The sequence below is a fragment of the Actinocatenispora thailandica genome, assembly GCF_016865425.1.
Lineage (GTDB): Bacteria > Actinomycetota > Actinomycetes > Mycobacteriales > Micromonosporaceae > Actinocatenispora > Actinocatenispora thailandica.
The window spans coordinates 3,781,750-3,796,203 of record NZ_AP023355.1; the positions used below are offsets into that span (position 1 = coordinate 3,781,750).

A 14,454-nucleotide genomic window follows, 5' to 3' on the forward strand; every position below is an offset into this window, starting at 1 on the left:
CCGGCGGAGCAGCTACTCGAACAGCGAATGGTGCCGGCCGCCCTCGGCCCGGCTGCGCTGGCGGCGCCGGTGCTGGACCCAGGCGGCGTTGCCGAGGGCGACGACCGCGATGGCGGCCAGGACGAACCCGCCCAGCACCCGGCCCAGCAGGAACCCGGCGACCGCCGCCCCGCCGGCAACGACGAACCCGAACAGCGCCAACGCGAGGCGCAGGTTCAGCGCGCTGTGCGCCGGCGGCCCGAACGGCAGGTCGCCCCGTGGCCGCGTCATACCGTGCGGGTGCCCGCACCGAGCGGGCGAAAACCTCACGTCGCCGGCCAGGCGCTCGGGTCACCCGGCCGGCTGACGGCCCGGGCCGGCCAGCCGAGCGGACCGGCCCGGGCCGACCAGTCACCGCTCGGGCGACCGGCGGACCGGCAGGTCCCGCCAGGGCCGGGCCGACCAGGTGGGTTGAGTTCACCTGGTCGGCCCGGCACCGTGGCGGTGCGGCAGACTGGCCGGATGCTGCCCGCCGCGCCCGACCTGCCGATCCGGGCGGTGCTGGGCGAGTTGACCGACACGCTGCGCGGCGCCGGCACCGCCGTGCTGGTGGCCCCGCCGGGTACCGGCAAGACCACGCTGGCCCCGCTGGCGCTGGCCGACGCGGTCGAGGGCCGGGTGCTGGTGGCCGAGCCGCGCCGGGTGGCGACCCGGGCGGCGGCCCGGCGGATGGCGGCGCTGCTGGGCGAGCCGGTCGGCGAGCGGGTCGGTTTCGCGGTGCGCGGTGAGCGCCGGGTCTCGCCCGCCACCCGGGTCGAGGTGGTCACCACCGGGCTGCTGGTGCGGCGGTTGCTGCGCGACGAGGAGCTGCCGGGGGTGGCCGCGGTGGTGCTCGACGAGTGTCACGAGCGGGCGCTCGACTCGGATCTGGCGCTGGCGTTCAGCGCCGACGTGCGGGCGGTGCTGCGCGAGGACCTCTGGCTGCTCGCCACCTCGGCGACCGCCGACGTACCGGCACTGACCGCGGCGCTGTCCGCTCCGGTGGTGACCGCCTCGGCGGCGCTGCATCCGGTGACGCCGGTCTGGTGCCCGCCGCCGGCGGCGGTACGGCCGGCGCTCGGCCTGCGGGTCGATCCGGCGCTGCTCGCCCACGTGGCCGCCACGGTGCGCCGGGCGCTCGCCGAGACCGCCGGCGACGTGCTGGTGTTCCTGCCCGGTACCGGCGAGATCGGCACCGTCCACACCGCACTGTCCACTGTGGACGCCGAGGTGCTGGAGCTGCACGGGCGGCAGCCGGCGGCGGCCCAGGACGCGGTGCTGCGCGGCGGGCCCCGGCGCCGGGTGGTGCTCGCCACCTCGGTCGCCGAGAGCAGCCTCACCGTCCCCGGCGTACGGATCGTGGTGGACGCCGGCCTGGCCCGGGTACCGCGGATGGACCTGGCCCGCGGCCTCGGCTCGCTGGCCACCGTGCCGGTCTCCCGGGCCGCCGCCGAGCAGCGCGCCGGCCGGGCCGGCCGGGAAGGCCCCGGTACCGTCTACCGGTGCTGGTCGGCCGCGCAGCACGAGCGGCTGCCCGCCCGGCCCGAACCGGAGATCGCGGTCGCCGACCTGACCTCCTTCGCGCTCGATCTGGCCTGCTGGGGGCGACCGGACGGGACCGGGCTGGCACTGCCGGAGCCGCCGCCGGCCGGCGCGATGGCGGTGGCCGGCGAGGCGCTCACCGCGCTCGGTGCGGTGGACGCGCGGGGCCGGGTGACCCGGCGAGGCCGGGCGCTCGCCGCCGTCGGCACCCATCCGCGGTTGGCCCGGGCGCTGCTCGACGGGGCGCCGCGGCTGGGCAGCCGGCGTACCGCCGAGCTGGTGGCCCTGCTCGCCGAACCCGACGGGGCCGGCACCGACGACCTCGCCGCGGCCCGGCGGACGCTCGACCGGGACCGGCGTGCGGCCGGCTGGCGGGCGGAGATGCACCGGTTGGAACGCGCCGCACCGAAGCACCCGGCCACCGGCGTGGGCGCCGAGGCAGCGGCCGGCGTCGTTGCCGGGCTGGCGTTCCCGGAGCGGCTGGCCCGCCGGCGCGAGGGCGACGAGGACACCTACCTGATGGCCGGCGGTACCGCCGCGCAGCTGTCACCGGGCTCGGCGTTGCACGGCGCGCAGTGGCTGGCGATCGCGGTCGCGGACCGCCCCGTCGGCCGGGCCGCCGCCCGGATCCGGCTGGCCGCACCGATCGACCCGACCACCGCTGCCGAACTCGGCGCGGCGCTGCGGCACACCGAGGAACGGATCGGTTGGTACGACGGTGATGTCCGCGCGGACCGGATCGACCGGCTGGGCGCGATCACGCTCGCCACCCGCCCGGTGCCCGACCCGGCGCCGGCCGCCGTGCACGACGCGTTGCTGGCCGGGCTGCGCGGCGAGGGCCCGCGGTTGCTGCGGTTCGGGCCGGGCGGCGTGGCGCTGCGGGCCCGGATCGCGTTCTGCCGCACCGTGTTCGGCGAGCCCTGGCCGGACGTGTCGGATGCCGGCCTGGTCGCCGACCCGGACGCGTGGCTGGGCCCCGAGCTGGCCCGGGCCCGGCGGCGGGCCGACCTGGCGCGCATCGACGCCAGCGCCGCGCTGCGCCGGCTGCTCGACTGGCGCCAGGCGGCCGAGCTCGACCGGCTCGCGCCGGAACGGGTGACGGTACCCAGCGGCTCGTCGATCCGGGTCGACTACACCGATCCGGCGGCACCGGTGCTCGCGGTGAAGGTGCAGGAGATGTTCGGCGCCACCGACACCCCGCGCATCGGCGCCGGGCGGGTACCGCTGACGCTGCACCTGCTGTCGCCCGCCGGGCGACCGGCCGCGGTGACCAGCGACCTGGCGTCGTTCTGGCGCACCGGCTATCCGGCGGTACGGGCCGAGCTGCGCGGGCGCTACCCCCGGCACCCGTGGCCGGCCGACCCGACCATCGCACCGGCGACCCGCCGCACCAACCCGCGCCGCCGCTGACCGCAACCCTGCGGGCGATACTCGCCCCCGTCAGGGCGCACCCGGCCGGCGTACACCGGGGCTGCCGGGTGCCGGCGTGGTCGCCGGCCACCGACGACGAGCACTGGACGGGCCGTCGGTCGTGGCTAGTCCAGCCTCGCCCTGCCTCCGGAGAAGGACATCCGGAGGGAGACGGTGCCCTCGTTGAGCAGCCAGGTCCGCACCGTGTAGCTGCGCGCGCCGCAGGCGTGCATCGGATCGGCCGCGGCAAACTCCCGGGCCTGTGCCAGGGAACCGGCGCGGTAGATGAACATGCCGCTGCCCTCCCAGTTCCGTTCGTCCGCACCGGCGAACGGGCCGGCGCCGAACATGACCCCGTCCTTCTCCAGTTTCGCCTGGTAACGCAGGTGCTGTTCGAGGTTGGCCAGGACCGGACCGAAGCCGTTCGTGGGTTCGGACAGCACCACGTACAGCTGCTTGGCCAGCAGGCCCTGGTTGGCCGAGTACTCGACCGCCTCGGTCCAGGCCATCGCGGGGGCCATCGTGGGGTCGCTCATGCGCGTGCTCCTTCGGTTGGTGTGCGCAGACGCGGCGGCGATGGCCGCCGCCGGTCACCCGTGCGTGTCGGTCATCAGACCGGCGAGGTCGTCCGGGGCGAGGAAGGACGGCGGCGGTGGCGGCCCCCAGGCGTAGAGGCTCCGCTCCGCTGCGACGACTCCCGGCTCCCAGAGCTGGTCCTCGACGATGCAGTCGAGATCGGAGTAGTACTCGGAGAAGTTCCCGGCGGGATCCCGCAGGTACCAGAAGAAGTTCGATCCGACGTAGTGCCGCCCGAGGCCCCAGGTGTGCCGCTCGGGATGTCCGTCGAGCATGCCGGTGGCGCCGCGCCCGACCTCGTCGACATCGTCGACCTCCCAGGCGGTGTGGTGCAGGAAGGCCACCGGCGCCTGCTGCACGAGGACGTTGTGGTGGTCGGTCGAGCACCGCAGGAACGACGCCAGCCCCGGCGCCTCGTCACTGACCTTGAATCCCAGGCCCGCGGTGAAGAAGCGCTGGGTGGCCGCCTGGTCGACGGAGCCGAACACCACGTGCCCCAGCTTCCGGGGCCGCACCGGCTGCTCGCGGTCGACGCCCGGGGCACGGGCGTTGCGACGCTGTGGCGCACCGGGGCCGTTGTACCGCGGCGGCGGTGTCGGCGGCTGCGCCAGCCGCGGCGCCACCGACACGCCGACCTCCAGTCCCGTCGTCGGATCCACCGTGTACAAGGTGTCGCCGGCGCGGCGGCTCGGCACCTCGATGCGCCCCAGCGCCACGGCGATCCGGTCGAGGTCGTCCGGGTTCTCGACGCCGATCCCCAGCGACAGCAGCCGTCGTCGCCTGCTGTATCGCAGGCTCAGCTGCTCGCCGCCGTCCACGGTCGCGAACCTTTGCCGGTCGTCCGCACCGGGAACCGGCGACAGCCCGAACTCGGTGTAGTACGCGGCCGTGTCGGCCACGTTCGGCACTCCCACGGTGATCCCGGTCAGGCGGTGCACGCCCATCTCAGCCCTCCGTCTCCGCGCCGACGACGCGTTCGCGGCCGACGAACCGGTGGCGCATGTCGCCGATCCCGTCGATGGTGCTGACCAGCTCGTCGCCGGCACGCAGGAACCGCTTCGGGTTCCGCGCGGCACCGACGCCCGCGGGGGTTCCGGTGAAGACGAGATCCCCCGGCAGCAGGGGCAGCACGGCCGACAGCCGCGCGATCAGCTCCGGGATCGAGAAGATCAGCTGGCTGGTCCGTGCCTGTTGCACCGGCCGGCCGTTGAGGGCGCAGCCCAGCGCGAGGTCGTCCCTGTCCACCAGCTCGTCCGGGGTGACCAGGCACGGCCCGGTCGGCCCGAAGCCGGGAAAGGACTTTCCCAGGCTGAACTGCGGTGCCGGTCCGGCCAGCTGCACGGTGCGCTCCGAGAGGTCCTGCCCGACCGTGAGGCCGGCGACGTGATCCCATCCCCGGGCCACGGACACGTCGCGGGCCCGGCGCCCGACGACGGCGACGAGTTCCACCTCCCAGTCGACGGTCGACCCGGGGAGGGCGATCTCGCCGCGCGGACCGGCCAACGAGGTGGCGAACTTGGTGAACACCGCCGGCGAGGCCGGCAGCTCCAGCCCGGCCTCCGCCGCATGATCCCGGTAGTTCAGGCCGATGCCGAACACCTGCCGCGGCGCCGGCACCGGAGCGCGCACCCGCGCCTCGTCGAACGCGGCGACCGGCCCGGTCGGCGCGGTGCGCGCCCAGTCCCGGAACTCGTCCCAGCGCTCGTACACCGCCTGCGGGTCCGCCCCGAACCGACCGCTGCTCGCGCGCTGCACGTCCACGGCACCAGCGTCGGTGTGCAACACCAGCCGACCAGCAAGATTCGCGATCCGCATGACGACCCCCTCCGGCGGCCTCACGTCGTGCCGGACGGCGATCGTATCCGACAATGAACATGATGAATATGGTCATCAGAGTGGATGCTTGGTAGGCTGCTGTCAAGACGACCCGGCATATTCATCATGCTGGATTGCGCAGACAAGGAGTCCAGATGGCCACCGACGAGACGGCCGTGGGCCGCCCGGAGCGCGCGGCCCGGCAGATCGGCGACCTCGCTCGCGCCGCATCCCCCGGCACCTGGCTGGGCACCAAGGAGGATGTGCGCAGGACCTGCGACGTATCGGTCGGCACGTTCAACGAGGCGCTCCGCCTCGCCCAGTCCCGAGGACTGGTCAGGGTGCGGCCCGGGCCCGGCGGCGGGCTCTTCGCCGCCGCACAGTCACCGCTGGCCCGGCTGGGCAACTCGGTGCTGGCCCTGGACACCGACGAGACGTCGGTCGCCGACGCCATCCGGATCCGCGACGCGCTCGAACCGTTGATCATCAACGACGCGGCGTGGCACTCCTCCCCCGCCGACATCGCCACCTACCGGGCCCAGCTCGACGCCATGGCCGCGGCGAGGGACGACGCGGACCCGACGGCCTTCCTGCACGCGAACTGGCAGCTGCACGAACGGCTCGCCGGCGTCAACCCCAGCCCGATGCTGCGCGCGATGTACACCGCGCTGCTCGACGTCGTCCGCAACCACACCACCGCGGTCCACGCCGCCGAGGGACACACCACCGACGAGCTCATGCAGACCCGGTACGAGGCACACGTCGAACTCGTCGCCGCCGTGGCCGACGGCGACCCGGAACGCATCCGCGGCGCCATCGCCCGGCACAGCGTCGTGCACGCCAACGACCACCGGCAGGCCGACCGGACGACCTGACCCGCGCGCACGCCCTGCCGGTACACCGCCGAGGAGGACCACATGCCGTTGCACCTTCCCGAGGGGAAGCGTCTCGCCGTCAACATCGGCGTCGACTTCGACGCCCACTCCGTCTGGATGGGGCTGTTCGAGCGAACCAGCCCGCTGTACCTGTCCCGCGGCGAGTTCGGCGCCGAGGTCGGCGTTCCCCGTCTCCTCGATCTGTTCGACCGGCACGACGTGCGCGCGACGTTCTTCACCCCGACCCACACCATGGCGACCTTCCCGGACCGCGTCGCGGCCGTCGTCGACGCCGGCCACGAGATCGCCGCACACGGCTGTTACCACGAGTTCGTCCCGGCCCTCGACGCGCCGGAGGAGCGTCGCCTCATGGAGGTGACGATCGGGCTGCACGAGAAGTACATCGGTCGCCGCCCGATCGGCTACCGGTCACCGGCATCCGACTTCACCGACGAGACCCACCGGCTGCTGGAGGAGTTCGGGTTCGGCTACGACTCGTCGCTGATGGGGCGAGACTTCCAGCCGTACCGCCCGCGGCCCGTCACCACCGTCGACCGGGAACGGGGCAACACCTTCGGCGACCCCGCCTCGTTCCTGGAGTTCCCGGTCTCCTGGTACCTCGGCGACTTCCCCGCCACCGAGTACGTGCCGGGAGCCAACCCGGGATTCACCCCGATCGAGCCGCTGCTGACCCAGTGGATGGAGCAGTTCGACTACGCCTACGCGAACGAGCCGAACGGATCGGTCTGTCTGACGGTTCACCCGCAGTGCATCGGCCGAGCCCACCACATCATGGCGCTGGAACGGTTCGTCGAGTACGTCGGCTCGCACCGCGACGTCTGGCTGGCCCCCCTCCGCGACCTGGCCGCCAGGTGGGAGGACACACGCACCTGAGCATCGATCGGCCGTCATGCGTTCCGTTCCGGAGGAAGGCACGCGGCCGACTTGACGGTGCCCACCGAGCGCCCGCTCGCGGGTGTCTCGCTCCGGCCCGCCGGGGGCCACCGGACATCGCGTGGCGACGGGATCTCCCCGAGAGCGCGTGCGGGTGATGTCCGAAGACCATGTTCGAAGCAGCAGATGACGATCGGAGGCGACCGGTGATGGCGAACGGTCTGGTCGACGTGCACGCGCACTTCACCACGCCCGACTACATCGAGTCGGCGAAGGCGGCCGGACGGGTGGAGCCGGACGGGATGCCGGAGGCGTTCTGGCCGCGCTGGAGCGCGCAGGACCATCTCGACCTGATGGACACGGCAGGCATCGAGCGGGCCATGCTGTCACTGTCCTCACCGGGCGTGCACTTCGGTGACGACGCCGCGGCCCGGGTACTCACCCGTGAGATCAACGAGTTCTGCGCGGGCGTCGTGCGGGCGCACCCGCACAGGTTCGGTCAGCTCGCCACGCTGCCACTGCCCGACGTCGACGGTGCACTGGACGAACTCGCCTACTGCTTCGACGAGCTCGGCGCCGACGGGGTCGCGCTGCTGTCCAACCACGGCGGCGTACGGCTGGGCGACCCGCGGTTCGCACCCGTCCTGGCCGAGCTGGATCGGCGCGCGGCGGTCGTGCTGCTGCATCCGACCACCTGCCGGGGCCACGAGGAGCTCTCCTCGGGTCGGCCGCAGCCGATGATCGAGTTCCTGTTCGAGACGGCGCGCACCGTGGTCGACTTCATCCTCGGTGGTGCGGCGGAGCGCTTCCGCGACATCCGCCTGATCGTGCCGCACCTCGGTGGCGTGCTGCCGCTGCTCGCCGAACGGGTCGAACTGTTCCGGGCGATCAGCGGAGCGCCCGCCGACCGGACCACGGTCGCCGAGCTGCTCGGGCGGTTCTACTACGAGCTGGCCGGGACACCGTCGACAACGCAGATCGCGGCGCTGAACTCCATCGCCAGTCCGGACCGGCTGCTCTACGGCAGTGACTACGCCTGGACGCCTCGCGAGCACGCGATCGACCTGCTGCGGGCGCTCGACACGGTGCTGGCCGCCGAACACGACGACTGGCGCAGGCAGACGACCGAGAACGCGCACGCCCTCTTCGGACGAGGCGGCTGAAACGTCGGAAACCCGTGTCGGGTGGGCCGGGCAGGCGCCGGATGGTCCGAGTCGACGACCGCGGTGCGCCGCCGGGCCGGACGGCTGCGCTCCTCGACCGGGTGGTCAGGACCGATCCGGCCCGGATCAGGCCGAAACGCCGGGCCGGTGGGGCGCCGGCCCGCGCCCCGAACCCGCGTCGGCCGGCAGCTGGTAGACCACCAGGGTCTGGTCGGGCCGCTCGGCGACCTGGAACGCGGCGTGCGGCACGGTGATCACACCCAGCCGGGGATGCCGGAGGCGTTTGTGGCCCGCGTGGCTGAACTGGATGTCGTACTGCGGCCACCATTCGCGCGCCTCGGGGCTGGCCGCCGTCAGCTCGGCCACCAGCCTGGCCACCCGCGGGTGGCCGGAGTGCCGCCCCGCGATCGCGCGCAGCCGGGCCAGGATGTGGCGTGCCTCCGGCTCCCAGTCGACCAGCACGTCTCGGGCTGCGGGCTCGGTGAGCATCCAGCGCACGAGGTTGCCGCCCGGACCGACACCCGGCAGGAGCTCGGCGGCGGCGGCGTTGCACGCGAGGATGTCGTAGCAGACGCCGGTGACGTAGGCGGGGTTGTCGCCCAGCAACGCCGGGACCGCCGCGACCTCGGGCGTGACCTGCTCGGCGAGGTCCTCCTCGGGGGCGGCCGTGCCGCCGGCGAGGCGGCGGAGGTGCTCCTGCTCGGCGTCGGTGAGCCGCAGCGCGCGGGCCAGGGCGTCGAGCACCTGGCGGGACGGGCGCACGTCACGGCCCTGTTCGAGGTAGGTGAGCCAGGTGGCGCTGATGCCCGCCAGCAACGCCAGCTCCTCGCGGCGCAGCCCGGGGGTGCGGCGGCGGCCGGTGACCGGCAGGCCCGCGTCGGCCGGGGCCATTCGCTCCCGGCGGCTGCGCAGGAACGCGCCCAGCTCCACGCTCACCCTGGAACCTCCGATACCAGAACAACGCGATTCTGGATACCAGCTTAATCTGCTGCCAGGCTGCGTTCATGCGAGCTTGGACTGTTGCTTCACCAGACGACGGCGTACGCCTCCGCGAGGTACCGGAACCCACCCTCCAGGGCGGTGGCGTCCTGATCGACGTGCTCGCCGCGCACGTCCCGGCGTACACGAAGGCGGTGGTGCGCGGGAACCGCGGCGGCCTGCCGGTACCGCTGACCCTGGGTCCCGCCTGCGTCGGCCGGGTGATCGACGTCGCGCCCGACGTGTTCGGTGTCGCGCCGGGCGACATCGTGCTGGACACGGCGCTGCTCGACGCGGGGGACGGCGACGCGATACTGGTGGGCTGGGTCGGCCTCGGCGGTTCCGGCGCCGGCAGCGAGCGCACCGACCGGATGCGTGCGGTGTGGCGCGATGGCGTCTTCGCCGAACGGGCATTGTGCGCCAAGGAGACGCTGGTCCGGCTGCCCGGCGCGGAGCGGTACCCGGACCCGGCCCGGCTGTCGTTCCTGCCGTGGCTCTGCATCGCCGCCTCGGGGCTGTCCGCCGCGGGCCCGCTGGCCGGCCGAGATGTGGCGGTGATCGGTGCGACCGGCCAGCTGGGCGGCGCGGCGGTGTTGATGGCACTGGCGCAGGGCGCGGCGACGGTGACCGCGGTGGGCCGCAACCAGCGGGCGCTCGACCGGCTGGCCGGGCTCGGCCCCCGGGTGCGCACCCACCGGTTGACCGGCGATCGCCCGACGGACGCGGCGGGAATCGGCCCGGTGCATGTCGCGCTCGACACTCTCGGCGCCACGCCGACCCCGGACGCGACCATGGCCGGCTACGACAGCCTGCGGGAACGCGGCACCCTCGTCCTGGTCGGCGGGGTGCGCCAGGAGCTGCCCATCCCGTACGGTGACCTGATGCGCCGCGGACTCACCGTGCGCGGCTCCTGGATGAGCGACGAGCAGACGGTGACCACGGTGTGGAACCTGATCCGCTCCGGCCTGCTGGACCTGTCCGCGGTCGAGCCGCTGCCCGTCGGGCTGGACGACCCGGCAGCCGCCCTCGACCTGGCGGAACGCACGACCGGTCTGGACTTCGTCGCACTCCTGCCCGCACCGGCCCCGCAGCCGGTCACCCCCGGCCGGGGGTGACCGGCGGGGCGCTCGGGCGGCGATCAGTCGGGCAGCAGGCCGGCCTCGCGCAGCAGGGTGGACAGGCCGGCGCCGTCCGGGGCGGACAGCCAGGTCAGATCGCGGGTGTTCGGCGCACCGTGCGGTGCCGGCAGCCCCCGGGCCAGCAGCGACTGGGCCGGTGACAGCCGGCGGATCGCCACCGCGGCCACGTGCTCGCCGAACTCGGCGGCGAACTCCGCGTACAGCTGCTCGTCGTGCTGCCCGTCGTCACCGATCAGCAACCACCGGATCGACGGGAACTCCCGGGTCAGCCGGCGCAGCGTGTCCCGCTTGTGCTCGCGCCCGCTGCGAAACCACGAGTCGGTGGTCGGCCCCCAGTCGGTCAGCAGCAGCGGGCCGGCCGGGAACAGGTGCCGGGACAGGAACCGGGACAGCGTCGGCGCCACGTTCCAGGCGCCGGTGGACAGGTAGAACACCGGCGATCCCGGGTGCCCGGTCGCGAGCCGCTCGTACAACACGGCCATGCCCGGCACCGAGGCACGGGCGTGCTCGTCCAGAACGAACGTGTTCCAGGCGGCGAGCAGCGGTCGCGGCAGCGCGGTGACCATCACGGTGTCGTCCACGTCGGAGACGATGCCGAACCGGACGTCCGGGTCGACGACCCGGACGGGCGCCGGCACGGCCGCGGTGCCCTCGCTCTCCAACAGCACTTGGTCCCAGCCGGGGGTCAGCTCGGCGTCCACCCGCAGGTCGACGAACCCGCCGCGGTCGGTGAGCGCCTCGACCCTGCGCTCCCCCGCCACGATCGTCACCGGCACACCCTGCGCCGGGACCGACGTGAAGCTGCGCCAGCCGCGTACCTTGCGGTGTTTCGTGCGGGGTCGCGGCGGCCGCGGGTCCGGCGGTCGCAGCAGCACCCGGCAGATCACCCGGGCCCAGTCCGGGGCGCCGTAGCCCGCGTACGGGACGATCATCGTGCGCCAGCCCCGCTGCCGCAGGCGCCGCTCGGCGAGCGCACGCATCGAGTCCGACACCCGGGCGGCCCGGTGCATCGGCGTCTCGTCGGTACCCGTCGACATTTCGCCAACCATGCCACATCCACCTGAACGGCCGCCGCAACCCGCCGGTGACCGGACCGTGGACCGCAGGTTGCGGAGCTCAGCCGCGGGCGTCCAGCACACCGTGCCGCAGCGCGAACAGGGCCGCCTCGGTGCGGGAGGCGGCACCGGTCTTGCGCAGCACGTTCGACACGTGCACGGTCGCGGTCCGGACCGAGATGTCCAGTGCCCGAGCCAGCTGCCGGTTGGTCATCCCGTCGGCGAGCAGCCGCACCACGTCGCGTTCCCGCGCGGTCAGCGACGCCCAGCGCCGGGTCGCGTCGCTGTCCGCCGGCCAGGCCGATCCCGATACCGCATTCGACCGGGCCGCGCCGACCGCCGAGCGCAGCGACGGCAGCGCCGCGGCGGCCAGCGACTCGGCCAGGATCGGCTGTTCGAAGCGCAGCCCGCCGCCGGCGTCGAACCGCAGGACGCCGCTGGACACCAGCCGGTCGACGGCGGCGTCCGGCGCCGGCCGGCCGTCGTCGGCGGGCGGCGCGAACCGGGCCAGGGCCGCCGGCTCGACCGGCTCGCCGAGCAGCGCGGCGGCCTGCGCGAGGCGGACCAGCCCGGCCGGTACCCGATCGGTCGCCAGCGCGACCAGCTGGTCACCGGGCGGGCCGGTCAGCTCGCCGGCGGCGACCAGTTCGGTCAGCCAGGACGGATTCCCGCCGGTCCGGCGCCACACCCGGGCGGCGAGATCGGCGTCGCCGGACGAGCGGCCCGGCAGCGCCGCGGCGACCTGCTCGACCGACAGCGGCGCGAGGTGCAGCCGGGTACTGCGGTCGGTGCCGCACAACCGGGCCAGCACCCGACCGGCCAGGCCACGGGCGGTTCGGCTGGTGACCAGCAGCAGCACCGGCAGGTCGGGGCGGCGGCCAGCTCGTCGACCACCTCCAGGCTGGCCGGGTCCAGGTCGTGCAGGTCCTCCACGACCAGCACGCCGGGCCCGGCCCGGTGCAGCGACCGGATCGCGTCCACCGCGGTCCGCAGCAGCGCCTCCGGCGCGAACCGCCGGGTGGCCGGTTCCGGCCGCTGGGTCAGCCAGGCGAGCGCATCGACCGAGATGCCGAGTTCGGCCGCGCCGCGACCGCTCAACGCCGACGCCGTCAGGTCGTACGGCGCGGGCTGGTGCGCCCGGGCCTGGCCGGTGAGCACCGGCCCCGGGGGCGGCGACAGCGCGGCCACCGCTTCGGCGGCGAGCCGGCTCTTGCCGGCGCCGATCTCCCCGGTGATCACCACGATCCGACACCGTGCCGGTTCGTCGCGTAACGTACGCCAGGCGGCCGACACCGCCCGCAGCTCGTCCGTACGCCCCACCAACGGCAGCACCCGCCCACCTCCGCCCGTCCACTCTAGAAGGCCCTGCCGCCCGTTCCCGAGGCCGCTACTACGTACAAGTACGTACAGACGCGCGGGCCCGGAATCGGCAGGGTGGGGTGGTGCGACCAGCAACGCGGCACGCGACCGCCAGCCACATCGGCCTGGTGTACGACCACAACGAGGACTGTGCGTACGCCGGCCGCCGGCTGTTCGCGATCGCCGACGGGGTGGGCGGCGAGGCCGCCGGCGAGGTGGCCAGCGCGCTCGCGATCGAGGCGGTGCGCGCCGCGGACACCCGCACGCCCCGACTGGACGCGCTCGTCGCCGACGCCAGCCGCCGGCTCGCCGCCGCGGTCGACGCCGAGCCGGCGCACGCCGGCATGGCGACCACCCTGACCGTACTGGCGCCGGAGCGGGACGCCATCCGGGTGGCGCACGTCGGCGACTCCCGCGCGTACCGGCTGCGCGACGGCGCGCTGAGCCAGCTGACCCGGGACGACACGTTCGTCCAGCAGCTGGTGGAGAGCGGCCACCTGGCCGCGGCGGACGTCCCGCGCCACCCGCACCGTTCGGTGGTGACCAGGGTCCTGGACGGCCGGCCGGTACCGGCCTGGCACGCCCGGCTGCCCGCCGCACCGGGCGACCGGTACCTGCTGTGCAGCGACGGGCTGCCGGACGCGGCGGGCGCCGCCGACATCGCCGACGTGCTGCGCGCCGAGGAGTCGCCGCGACGGGCCGCGGACCGGCTGATCGAGCTGGCCCTGGCCGGTGGCGGCCCGGACAACGTGACGGTCGTCGTGGTCGACCTGAAACCGGCCCGCCGCCGGCCCTGGCGCCGCTGACGGCGCCGTCAGCGGCGCGGCAGAGTGTGGGTCGGCGACGCCGGGGCCGGCCGCGGCGACGGCCGGGCGGCCGTCACGGTGCCATCAGGGTCAGCTCGAAGGTGTAGCGGGACGCGCGGTAGAGGTGGCAGCCGTACTCGACGGGTATCCCGCCGGCGTTGTAGGCGACCCGGGTCATGGCGAGCAGCGGGGCGCCGCGAGGTTCGTCCAGCAGCCGGGCCTCGGCGGAACTGGCCCGCCGGGCGCCGATGGTCTGGTCGGCCACCCGCAGCCGGATCCCGGCGTCGCGCAGCGCCGCGTACAGTCCACCGGCGACGAGCTGGGTGCGGGTCAGGTCGGCCACCGCGACCGGCAGGTGGTTGTGCATCAGCGCGAGCGGCTCCCCCGCGGCGAAGCGCAACCGTTCCAGGTAGGTCACCTCGGCTCCGGGTTCGATCCGCAGCGCCGCCGCGACCTGCTCGTCCGCGGTGCGCCGCTCCAGCGTGAGCAGCTCGGTGCGGGGCTGCTGGTGGGCGCTGGCCAGATCCTCGTACAGGCTGGTCAGCTCCAGCCTGCGGCGGACCCGGTCGTGCACCACCTGGGTGCCGACGCCGCGCTTGCGGGTCAGCATGCCGCGGTCCACCAGGTGCGCGATGGCCTGGCGCATGGTCGGGCGGGACAGGCCGAGCTCGTCGGCGAGCTGGATCTCGTTGTCCAGCCGGCTGCCGGGTGCCAGTTCGCCGCTCTCGATCAGCTCCTCCAGCCGGGAGGCGACCTGGAAGTAGAGCGGGATCGGGCTGCTGCGGTCGATCGTGATCAGGTCGGTCACGCGGGTCACGTCGGGC

The 14,454-nt window shown here is 74.5% G+C and carries 15 protein-coding genes; 6 read left to right on the forward strand and 9 right to left on the reverse strand.

From position 1 onward, the window contains the following. Positions 1-12: 12 nt before the first annotated feature. A complete protein-coding gene (locus Athai_RS16850; RefSeq protein WP_203962359.1) occupies positions 13-270 on the reverse strand; it encodes a DUF6343 family protein in 258 nt (85 codons plus the stop codon). Positions 271-501: 231 nt separating this feature from the next. On the opposite strand from Athai_RS16850, the gene hrpB reads away from it, so the two are divergent. Then, the gene (gene hrpB / locus Athai_RS16855) at positions 502-2,970 is read left to right on the forward strand and encodes an ATP-dependent helicase HrpB (RefSeq protein WP_203962360.1); all 2,469 of its coding nucleotides are present in this window, start codon (positions 502-504) and stop codon (positions 2,968-2,970) included. 125 nt (positions 2,971-3,095) lie between these two features. On the opposite strand, the gene Athai_RS16860 is transcribed toward hrpB, so the two are convergent. From Athai_RS16860 to Athai_RS16870, 3 genes are read right to left on the reverse strand one after another with little or no spacing between them, the layout of a single operon-like run. Then, entirely contained in the window at positions 3,096-3,506 is a 411-nt protein-coding gene (locus Athai_RS16860) for a YciI family protein (RefSeq protein ID WP_203962361.1), read from the reverse strand. Positions 3,507-3,560: 54 nt separating this feature from the next. Further along, positions 3,561-4,490 carry a VOC family protein gene (locus tag Athai_RS16865; protein ID WP_203962362.1) on the reverse strand — a complete coding sequence of 310 codons (930 nt, stop codon included), beginning with the start codon at positions 4,488-4,490 and terminating at the stop codon, positions 3,561-3,563. Position 4,491: 1 nt separating this feature from the next. Next, the gene (locus tag Athai_RS16870; protein ID WP_203962363.1) at positions 4,492-5,361 is read right to left on the reverse strand and encodes a fumarylacetoacetate hydrolase family protein; all 870 of its coding nucleotides are present in this window, start codon (positions 5,359-5,361) and stop codon (positions 4,492-4,494) included. Positions 5,362-5,516: 155 nt separating this feature from the next. Between Athai_RS16870 and Athai_RS16875 the strand changes: the two genes are divergently transcribed. From Athai_RS16875 to Athai_RS16885, 3 genes are all read left to right on the forward strand, one after another. Beyond that, positions 5,517-6,236, forward strand: coding sequence for a FadR/GntR family transcriptional regulator (locus Athai_RS16875; RefSeq protein ID WP_203962364.1), 720 nt, complete (start codon positions 5,517-5,519; stop codon positions 6,234-6,236). Positions 6,237-6,278: 42 nt separating this feature from the next. Continuing rightward, entirely contained in the window at positions 6,279-7,130 is an 852-nt protein-coding gene (locus Athai_RS16880; RefSeq protein ID WP_203962365.1) for a polysaccharide deacetylase family protein, read from the forward strand. 209 nt (positions 7,131-7,339) lie between these two features. Continuing rightward, a complete protein-coding gene (locus tag Athai_RS16885; protein WP_239157419.1) occupies positions 7,340-8,293 on the forward strand; it encodes an amidohydrolase family protein in 954 nt (317 codons plus the stop codon). A 126-nt stretch (positions 8,294-8,419) separates the two neighbouring features. On the opposite strand, the gene Athai_RS16890 is transcribed toward Athai_RS16885, so the two are convergent. Next, on the reverse strand, positions 8,420-9,229 hold the full coding sequence (locus Athai_RS16890) for a helix-turn-helix transcriptional regulator (RefSeq protein WP_203962367.1): 810 nt from the start codon (positions 9,227-9,229) through the stop codon (positions 8,420-8,422). 68 nt (positions 9,230-9,297) lie between these two features. Between Athai_RS16890 and Athai_RS16895 the strand changes: the two genes are divergently transcribed. Continuing rightward, the gene (locus Athai_RS16895) at positions 9,298-10,386 is read left to right on the forward strand and encodes a zinc-binding dehydrogenase (protein ID WP_203962368.1); all 1,089 of its coding nucleotides are present in this window, start codon (positions 9,298-9,300) and stop codon (positions 10,384-10,386) included. A gap of 23 nt (positions 10,387-10,409) precedes the next feature. Here Athai_RS16895 and Athai_RS16900 read toward each other — a convergent pair whose 3' ends face one another. The 3 genes from Athai_RS16900 to Athai_RS34195 all read right to left on the reverse strand — a co-directional run bounded on the left by Athai_RS16900 (position 10,410) and on the right by Athai_RS34195 (position 12,797). Further along, positions 10,410-11,447, reverse strand: a complete 1,038-nt coding sequence (locus Athai_RS16900) for an App1 family protein (protein ID WP_203962369.1) — start codon at positions 11,445-11,447, stop codon at positions 10,410-10,412. A 79-nt stretch (positions 11,448-11,526) separates the two neighbouring features. Continuing rightward, a complete protein-coding gene (locus Athai_RS16905; RefSeq protein ID WP_239156994.1) occupies positions 11,527-12,153 on the reverse strand; it encodes a helix-turn-helix transcriptional regulator in 627 nt (208 codons plus the stop codon). Continuing rightward, positions 12,117-12,797, reverse strand: a complete 681-nt coding sequence (locus Athai_RS34195) for an ATP-binding protein (protein WP_239156995.1) — start codon at positions 12,795-12,797, stop codon at positions 12,117-12,119. The genes Athai_RS16905 and Athai_RS34195 overlap by 37 nt, the downstream gene beginning before the upstream one ends. A gap of 110 nt (positions 12,798-12,907) precedes the next feature. On the opposite strand from Athai_RS34195, the gene Athai_RS16910 reads away from it, so the two are divergent. Beyond that, positions 12,908-13,630 (forward strand): PP2C family protein-serine/threonine phosphatase, encoded by a 723-nt coding sequence (locus tag Athai_RS16910; RefSeq protein WP_203962370.1) that lies wholly within the window; start codon positions 12,908-12,910, stop codon positions 13,628-13,630. Positions 13,631-13,703: 73 nt separating this feature from the next. On the opposite strand, the gene Athai_RS16915 is transcribed toward Athai_RS16910, so the two are convergent. Then, positions 13,704-14,447, reverse strand: a complete 744-nt coding sequence (locus tag Athai_RS16915; RefSeq protein WP_239156996.1) for a GntR family transcriptional regulator — start codon at positions 14,445-14,447, stop codon at positions 13,704-13,706. Between the last annotated feature and the right edge of the window lie 7 nt (positions 14,448-14,454).